General features: G+C 72.6%; 7 protein-coding genes. 5 read left to right on the top strand and 2 right to left on the bottom strand.

What is annotated here, in order from left to right; all coding sequences use genetic code 11:
- A partial coding sequence (gene paaN, locus H5J33_RS17840) for a phenylacetic acid degradation protein PaaN (RefSeq protein ID WP_181795930.1) occupies positions 1–1692 on the bottom strand: 1692 nt, incomplete at its 3' end.
- 149 nt (positions 1693–1841) lie between these two features.
- Here paaN and H5J33_RS17835 point away from each other — a divergent pair.
- Positions 1842–3356: a 3-hydroxyacyl-CoA dehydrogenase gene (locus H5J33_RS17835; protein ID WP_181795929.1), complete on the top strand. Its 1515-nt coding sequence runs from the start codon at positions 1842–1844 to the stop codon at positions 3354–3356.
- Positions 3353–3940: a TetR/AcrR family transcriptional regulator gene (locus H5J33_RS17830; RefSeq protein ID WP_181795928.1), complete on the top strand. Its 588-nt coding sequence runs from the start codon at positions 3353–3355 to the stop codon at positions 3938–3940. Before H5J33_RS17835 ends, H5J33_RS17830 begins: the two co-directional genes overlap by 4 nt.
- Before the next feature lie 2 nt (positions 3941–3942).
- Here H5J33_RS17830 and H5J33_RS17825 read toward each other — a convergent pair whose 3' ends face one another.
- Positions 3943–4443, bottom strand: coding sequence for an Lrp/AsnC family transcriptional regulator (locus H5J33_RS17825; protein ID WP_399552853.1), 501 nt, complete (start codon positions 4441–4443; stop codon positions 3943–3945).
- Positions 4444–4618: 175 nt separating this feature from the next.
- On the opposite strand from H5J33_RS17825, the gene pdhA reads away from it, so the two are divergent.
- The 3 genes from pdhA to H5J33_RS17810 all read left to right on the top strand — a co-directional run.
- Positions 4619–5791, top strand: coding sequence for a pyruvate dehydrogenase (acetyl-transferring) E1 component subunit alpha (gene pdhA, locus H5J33_RS17820; RefSeq protein WP_181795927.1), 1173 nt, complete (start codon positions 4619–4621; stop codon positions 5789–5791).
- Positions 5788–6792 (top strand): alpha-ketoacid dehydrogenase subunit beta, encoded by a 1005-nt coding sequence (locus H5J33_RS17815; protein WP_181795926.1) that lies wholly within the window; start codon positions 5788–5790, stop codon positions 6790–6792. Before pdhA ends, H5J33_RS17815 begins: the two co-directional genes overlap by 4 nt.
- Positions 6792–7222, top strand: a 431-nt coding sequence (locus tag H5J33_RS17810; protein WP_309485424.1) for a biotin/lipoyl-containing protein, incomplete at its 3' end; no start/stop codon positions are given. The genes H5J33_RS17815 and H5J33_RS17810, both read left to right, overlap by 1 nt.

The following is a 7222-nucleotide window of genomic DNA, read 5'->3' as shown; positions in this document are numbered from 1 at the left end:
GGCCTCCCGCCGCACCTCCACCATCCGGAAGCGGTTGGCCACGAAGGCGCTGTCGGTCAGGGCCGCGTTGGCCGCCGGGTTGCCGCCGGAGCCGTGGAAGTCGGAGAAGGCGGCCGTCTGGTTGACGTAGACCCCGCCGGTCAGGTTGAGGGAGAGCTGGGCCGCCTCCTCCAGGCAGGCCTCCTCGACGGCCTGCTCGGTCGCGGCGTCCGTGGTGTACGCGCCGACCGTCATCGCGCCCTTCTCCCGCACGGTGCGGCGCAGCAGCTCCACGGCGTCGGCCGCCGAGTCGACGGCGACCGCGAAGGAGACCGGGCCGAAGCACTCGCTCATGTACGCGGCCTCGTCGTCCGGCTTGGCGCCGTCCAGCTTGACGATGACGGGGGTGCGGACCACCGCGTCCGGGAACTCCGGGTTGGTGACCTCGCGGGAGGCGAGGGCGACCTCGCCGAGGCCGGCCGCGGCCTCCAGACGGGCCTTGACGTCCGGGTTGACGATCGCGCCCAGCAGCGCGTTCGCGCGGGCGTCGTCGCCGAGCAGGCCGTCGACCGCGCGCGCGAGGTCGGCGGTGACCTCGTCGAAGGACTTGTGTCCCTGGTCGGTGGCGATGCCGTCGCGGGGGATGAGCAGGTTCTGCGGGGTGGTGCACATCTGGCCGCTGTACAGGGACAGCGAGAACGCCAGGTTGGACAGCATGCCCTGGTAGTCGTCCGTGGAGTGCACGATCACCGTGTTGACGCCGGCCTTCTCCGTGTAGACCTGCGCCTGGCGGGCGTTGGTCTCCAGCCAGTCGCCGAACGCCGTCGACCCCGTGTAGTCGATGATCCTGATCTCGGGGCGCAGGGCGAGGGTCTTGGCGAGGCCCTCGCCGGGGCGCTCGGCGGCCAGGGCGACCAGGTTCGGGTCGAAGCCCGCCTCGGCGAGCACGTCCCGGGCGATCCGGACGGTCAGCGCGAGCGGCAGTACCGCGCGCGGGTGCGGCTTGACCAGGACCGCGTTGCCGGTGGCCAGGGAGGCGAACAGGCCCGGGTAGCCGTTCCAGGTCGGGAAGGTGTTGCAGCCGATGACCAGGCCGATGCCGCGCGGGACGGAGGTGAACCGCTTGGTGAGGACCAGCGGGTCGCGCTTGCCCTGCGGCTTGGTCCACTCCGCCTGCCCGGGGGTGCGGACCTGTTCCGCGTACGCGTACGCCACCGCCTCCAGGCCGCGGTCCTGGGCGTGCGGGCCGCCCGCCTGGAACGCCATCATGAACGCCTGGCCGGAGGTGTGCATGACCGCGTGCGCGAACTGGTGCGTGCGGTCGCTGATCCGCTTGAGGATCTCCAGGCAGACCACGGCCCGCAGCTCGGGGCCGGCGTCCCGCCAGGCGCGCTGCCCGGCCCGCATGGCGGGCAGCAGCACGTCGATGTCCGGACGCGGGTACGTCACGCCCAGCTCGATACCGTACGGGGAGACCTCCCCGCCCACCCAGTCGTCGACGCCCGGCTGGTCGGTGAGGTCGAGCCGGTTGCCCAGCAGGGCGTCGAAGGCGGCCTTGCCGGCCGCCGCGTCCAGGCTGCCGTTCTCGCCGTACGCCTTCGGGTGCTCGGGGTGCGGGGACCAGTACGCGCGCGTGCGGATCGCTTCCAGCGCCTGGTCGAGCGTGGGCCGGTGCTTCTGGAGCAGCGCGTGGGCGGTCGGTTCGGCGGCCATGCGGGACCAACTCCTCGTCTGGAGAGCCTCTTCGTCGAGTCCGTGACCTGGGCAGGGGCTGCCCGTCAGAGCTAGAGTAACCGAACGATCGGTCGGGACAAGGGGGTCCGCCGCATCTGTGGAAAACGTCGTGCGGGAGGATCGCGCACATGACAGCACTCGACCTCAGCAGCCCCGTGGCCGTCGTCGGCACCGGCACCATGGGCCAGGGCATCGCCCAGGTCGCGCTGGTCGCCGGCCATCCCGTACGGCTCTACGACGCCGTGCCCGGGCGGGCCCGGGAAGCGGCCGAAGCGATCGGCGCCCGGCTCGACCGGCTCGTGGAGAAGGGCCGGCTCTCCGCCGGCGACCGGGACTCGGCCCGTGCCCGCCTCACGCCCGCGGACGGCCTCGCCGAGCTGGCCGACTGCGCCCTGGTGGTGGAGGCCGTCCTGGAACGGCTGGACGTCAAGCAGCGGCTCTTCGGCGAGCTGGAGGAGATCGTCGCCGAGGACTGCCTGCTGGCCACCAACACCTCCTCGTTGTCGGTGACGGCCATCGGCGGCGCCCTGCGCCATCCGGGCCGCTTCGTCGGCCTGCACTTCTTCAATCCGGCGCCGCTGCTGCCGCTGGTGGAGGTGGTCTCCGGGTTCGCCACCGACTTCACGTCGGCCACGCGCGCGTACGAGACCGCCTGCGCCTGGGGCAAGACCCCGGTGGCCTGCGCCGACACCCCGGGCTTCATCGTCAACCGCATCGCCCGGCCCTTCTACGCCGAGGCGTTCGCCGTCTACGAGGCCCAGGCCGCCGACCCCGCGACCATCGATGCGGTCCTGCGCGAGTCGGGCGGTTTCAAGATGGGCGCCTTCGAGCTGACCGACCTGATCGGCCAGGACGTCAACGAGTCCGTCACCCACTCGGTGTGGCAGTCCTTCTTCCAGGACGTGCGCTTCACCCCCTCCCTGGTCCAGCGCCGGCTGGTGGAGTCCGGACGGCTCGGCCGCAAGAGCGGGCGCGGCTGGTACGACTACGCCGAGGGCGCCGAGCGGCCCGAGCCGCACACCGCCGACAAGGAGCGGCCGCCCGCCCACGTCGTCGCCGAGGGCGGCCTGGGCCCGGCGGCCGAGCTGCTCACGCTGATCCGCGAGGCGGGCATCGAGGTCCGCCAGGAGGACGAGAACCAGGGCACCCGCCTGGTGCTGCCCGGCGGCGGCGACCTGGTCCTGGCCGACGGCCAGACCTCCTCCGAGTTCGGGGACGTCGTCTACTTCGACCTCGCCCTGGACTACCGCACGGCCACCCGAATCGCTCTGTCCGCCTCCCAGGACACCACGCCGCGGACCCTCGCCGAGGCCACCGGGCTCTTCCAGGCGCTCGGCAAGGACGTCAGCGTCATCGGCGACGTCCCCGGCATGATCGTCGCGCGCACCGTCGCCCGCATCATCGACCTCGCCCACGACGCCGTCGCCAAGGGCGTGGCCACCGAGGAGGACATCGACACCGCGATGCGCCTGGGCGTCAACTACCCGCTCGGGCCCTTCGAGTGGAGCCGCAGGCTCGGCCGCGACTTCGCCTTCGACATCCTGGACGAGATGCACGAGCGCGACCCCTCCGGACGCTACGCGCCCTCCCTCGCGCTCTACCGTCACGCCTATGCCAACGACCGGCGGGAGAGCACCTCATGACCACGGCCAGACGCGACACCTACACCCCGGAGACGCTGCTCACCGTCGCCGTACGGGTCTTCAACGAGCGCGGTTACGACGGCACCTCCATGGAGCACCTGTCCAAGGCGGCCGGCATCTCCAAGTCGTCGATCTACCACCACGTCAGCGGCAAGGAGGAGCTGCTGCGCCGGGCCGTCAGCCGCGCCCTGGACGGCCTGTTCGCCATCCTGGACGAGGAGCACGCGCGCGGGGGGCGCGCCGCCGACCGGCTGGAACACGTCGTGCGCCGGATGGTGGAGGTGCTCACCGCCGAACTGCCCTACGTGACGCTGCTGCTGCGGGTGCGCGGCAACACCGAGACCGAGCGGTGGGCGCTGGAGCGGCGCCGCGACTTCGACCACCGGGTGGCCGGGCTGATGAAGGCGGCGGCGGCCGACGGGGACATACGCGGCGACGTGGAGGTGCGGCTGGCCACCCGGCTGGTCTTCGGAATGATCAACTCCATCGTGGAGTGGTACCGGCCGGAGGCGCGCGGCGCGAACGGCCCGGAGATGGCCGACGCCGTCGTCCGGCTGGTCTTCTCGGGGCTGCGCCGGAGCTGACCTCAGCCGTCCGGCTCCAGGTCCTCCTCCTCGAACACCAGCAGCGTGCGGGTGCTGAGCACCTCGGGGATCGCCTGGAGCCGCGTCAGCACCAGTTCGCGCAGCGCCCGGTTGTCGGGCGTGTGCACCAGCAGCAGCACGTCGAAGTCGCCGCCCACCAGGGCGATGTGGGAGGCGCCGGGCAGCTGCCGCAGCTGCTCGCGGACGGTGCGCCAGGTGTTCTGGACGATCTTCAGTGTGATGTACGCGGACGTGCCGTGACCTGCCCGTTCGTGATCCACGCGGGCGCTGAAGCCCCGGATCACGCCGTCCTCGACGAGCCGGTTGATCCGCGCGTAGGCGTTGGCGCGCGAGACGTGGACGCGCTCGGCGACGGACCGTATCGAGGCGCGGCCGTCCCCCTGGAGGATCTTCAGGATGTCCTGGTCGATGGCGTCCAGCGGGCGTGGGGGCGGCAGCGCGCCACCGTCCCGCGGTCCGTAGGCCATTTGTTCAGGCGCCATGTTCCCCCGCTTCGTCGCCGTGGACGTCCTGTGTTCATTCCAGGCTGTGGAGAACCGTTTGTCCACAGCCCCGGCCCGCCTGTAGCCAAAATGCGCCGTCGACCGAACAATCGGTAGGTGAGACGGGTCACAGCCGCTCCGTCTCCCGTAGCCGCTCCCACGAGGAGGTGCCGTCATGACGGTTCTGGAGCAGCGGGGCGCGTACCGGCCATCGCCGCCGCCCGCCTGGCAGCCCCGTATGGACCCCGCGCCGCTGCTGCCCGACGCCGAGCCCTACCGCGTCCTCGGCACCGAGTCTGCCGCCAAGGCCGACCCCGGCCTGCTGCTGAGGCTCTACGCCGAGCTGGTGCGCGGGCGCCGCTACAACGCGCAGGCCACCGCCTTGACCAAGCAGGGCCGGCTCGCCGTCTACCCGGCCAGCACCGGTCAGGAGGCCTGCCAGATCGGCGCCGCCCTGGCCCTCGCGGAACGCGACTGGCTCTTCCCCAGCTACCGCGACACGCTCGCCGTCGTCGCCCGGGGCGTGGACCCGGTCCAGGTGCTCACCCTGCTGCGCGGCGACTGGCACAGCGGCTACGACCCCCACGCCCACCGGGTGGCCCCCCTCAGCACCCCGCTGGCCACCCAGCTGCCGCACGCCGTCGGCCTCGCCCACGCCGCCCGCCTCAAGGGCGACGACGTGGTGGCGCTGGCCATGGTCGGCGACGGCGGCACCAGCGAGGGCGACTTCCACGAGGCGCTGAACTTCGCCGCCGTCTGGCAGGCCCCGGTCGTCTTCCTGGTCCAGAACAACGGCTTCGCCATCTCCGTCCCGCTCGCGAAGCAGACCGCCGCGCCCACCCTGGCCCACAAGGCCGTCGGGTACGGCATGCCGGGACGGCTGGTCGACGGCAACGACGCCGCCGCGGTGCACGAAGTCCTCGCCGAGGCCGTGGAACACGCCCGCGCGGGCGGCGGCCCGACCCTGGTGGAAGCGGTGACGTACCGCCTGGACGCGCACACCAACGCCGACGACGCCACCCGCTACCGACAGGACGCCGAGGTCGCGGCCTGGCGCGCGCACGACCCGGTCGAGCTGCTGGAACGCGAACTGACCGCACGCGGGCTGCTGGACGAGGCCGGCATCGAGGCCGCCCGGCAGGACGCCGAGACCATGGCCGCCTCCTTGCGCGAACACATGAACCGGGAGCCAGAGCTCGACCCCATGGACCTCTTCGACCACGTCTACGCCGAGACCACCACCCAGCTGCGTGAACAGCGGGCCCTGCTGCGGGCCGAGCTGGAAGCCGAGCAGGAGCAGTCCGGCGCCGGCGAGGAGCCCGGCGCACGGGAAGGCGGCGCCCGATGACCACCGTCGCCGTCAAGCCCGCCACCCTGGCCCAGGCGCTCACGCGCGCGATGCGCGACGCCATGGCCGCCGATCCCGCCGTGCACGTCCTGGGCGAGGACGTCGGCACCCTCGGCGGGGTCTTCCGCGTCACCGACGGGCTCGCCAAGGAGTTCGGCGAGGACCGCTGTACCGACACCCCGCTCGCCGAGGCCGGCATCCTCGGCACCGCCGTCGGCATGGCGATGTACGGCCTGCGCCCGGTCGTGGAGATGCAGTTCGACGCCTTCGCCTACCCGGCGTTCGAGCAACTGGTCAGCCATGTCTCCCGGATGCGCAACCGCACGCGCGGCCGGATGCCCCTGCCGATCACCGTCCGGGTTCCCTACGGCGGCGGCATCGGCGGCGTCGAGCACCACAGCGACTCGTCCGAGGCCTACTACATGGCCACCCCGGGCCTGCACGTCGTCACCCCGGCCACCGTCGCCGACGCCTACGGACTGCTGCGCCAGGCCATCGCCTCCGACGACCCGGTGGTCTTCCTGGAACCCAAGCGGCTGTACTGGTCGAAGGACACCTGGAACCCCGAGCAGCCCACGGACGTGGCGCCCATCGGACGCGCGGTGGTGCGCCGCCCCGGCAGCAGCGCCACACTGATCACCTACGGGCCCTCCCTGCCGGTCTGCCTGGAGGCCGCCGAGGCCGCCCGCGCCGAGGGCTGGGACCTGGAGGTGATCGACCTGCGCTCCCTGGTGCCCTTCGACGACGAGACGGTCTGCGCGGCCGTCCGGCGCACCGGCCGCGCGGTCGTCGTCCACGAGTCCACCGGATTCGGCGGCCCGGGCGGCGAGATCGCGGCCCGGATCACCGAGCGCTGCTTCCACCACCTGGAGGCGCCGGTGCTGCGCGTGGCCGGTTTCGACATCCCCTACCCGCCGCCCATGCTGGAGCGGCACCATCTGCCCGGCGTCGACCGCATCCTGGACGCCGTGGCCCGGCTGCAGTGGGAGGCCGAGGGCTGATGGCTCAGGTGCTGGAGTTCAAGCTGCCCGACCTCGGCGAGGGGCTCACCGAGGCGGAGATCGTCCGCTGGCTGGTCCAGGTCGGCGACGTGGTCGCCGTGGACCAGCCGGTGGTCGAGGTGGAGACGGCCAAGGCGATGGTCGAGGTGCCCTGCCCCTACGGCGGCGTGGTCACCGCCCGCTTCGGCGAGGAGGGCACCGAACTCCCCGTCGGCGCCCCGCTCCTGACGGTCGCCGTGGGTGAACCGGATGACGGCCCGGAGGGCTCGGGCAACGTCCTGGTGGGCTACGGCACCCAGGCACCGGCGGCCCGTCGGCGCCGGGTGAGGGCGGGCACCGCCGCCGTCGACGGACAGGCCGGGAAGCAGGGAACCGACCAGCGGAACCGGCACTCCCACCGGACTTGCCGGGAGCCGCTGCCCGGTCGTTG

This window comes from Streptomyces sp. WELS2, from assembly GCF_013870595.1.
In the GTDB taxonomy this organism is placed as follows: Bacteria; Actinomycetota; Actinomycetes; order Streptomycetales; family Streptomycetaceae; genus Streptomyces.
Note: the sequence above shows the minus strand (reverse complement) of the source record. Positions and strands in the feature narration are given on the sequence as shown.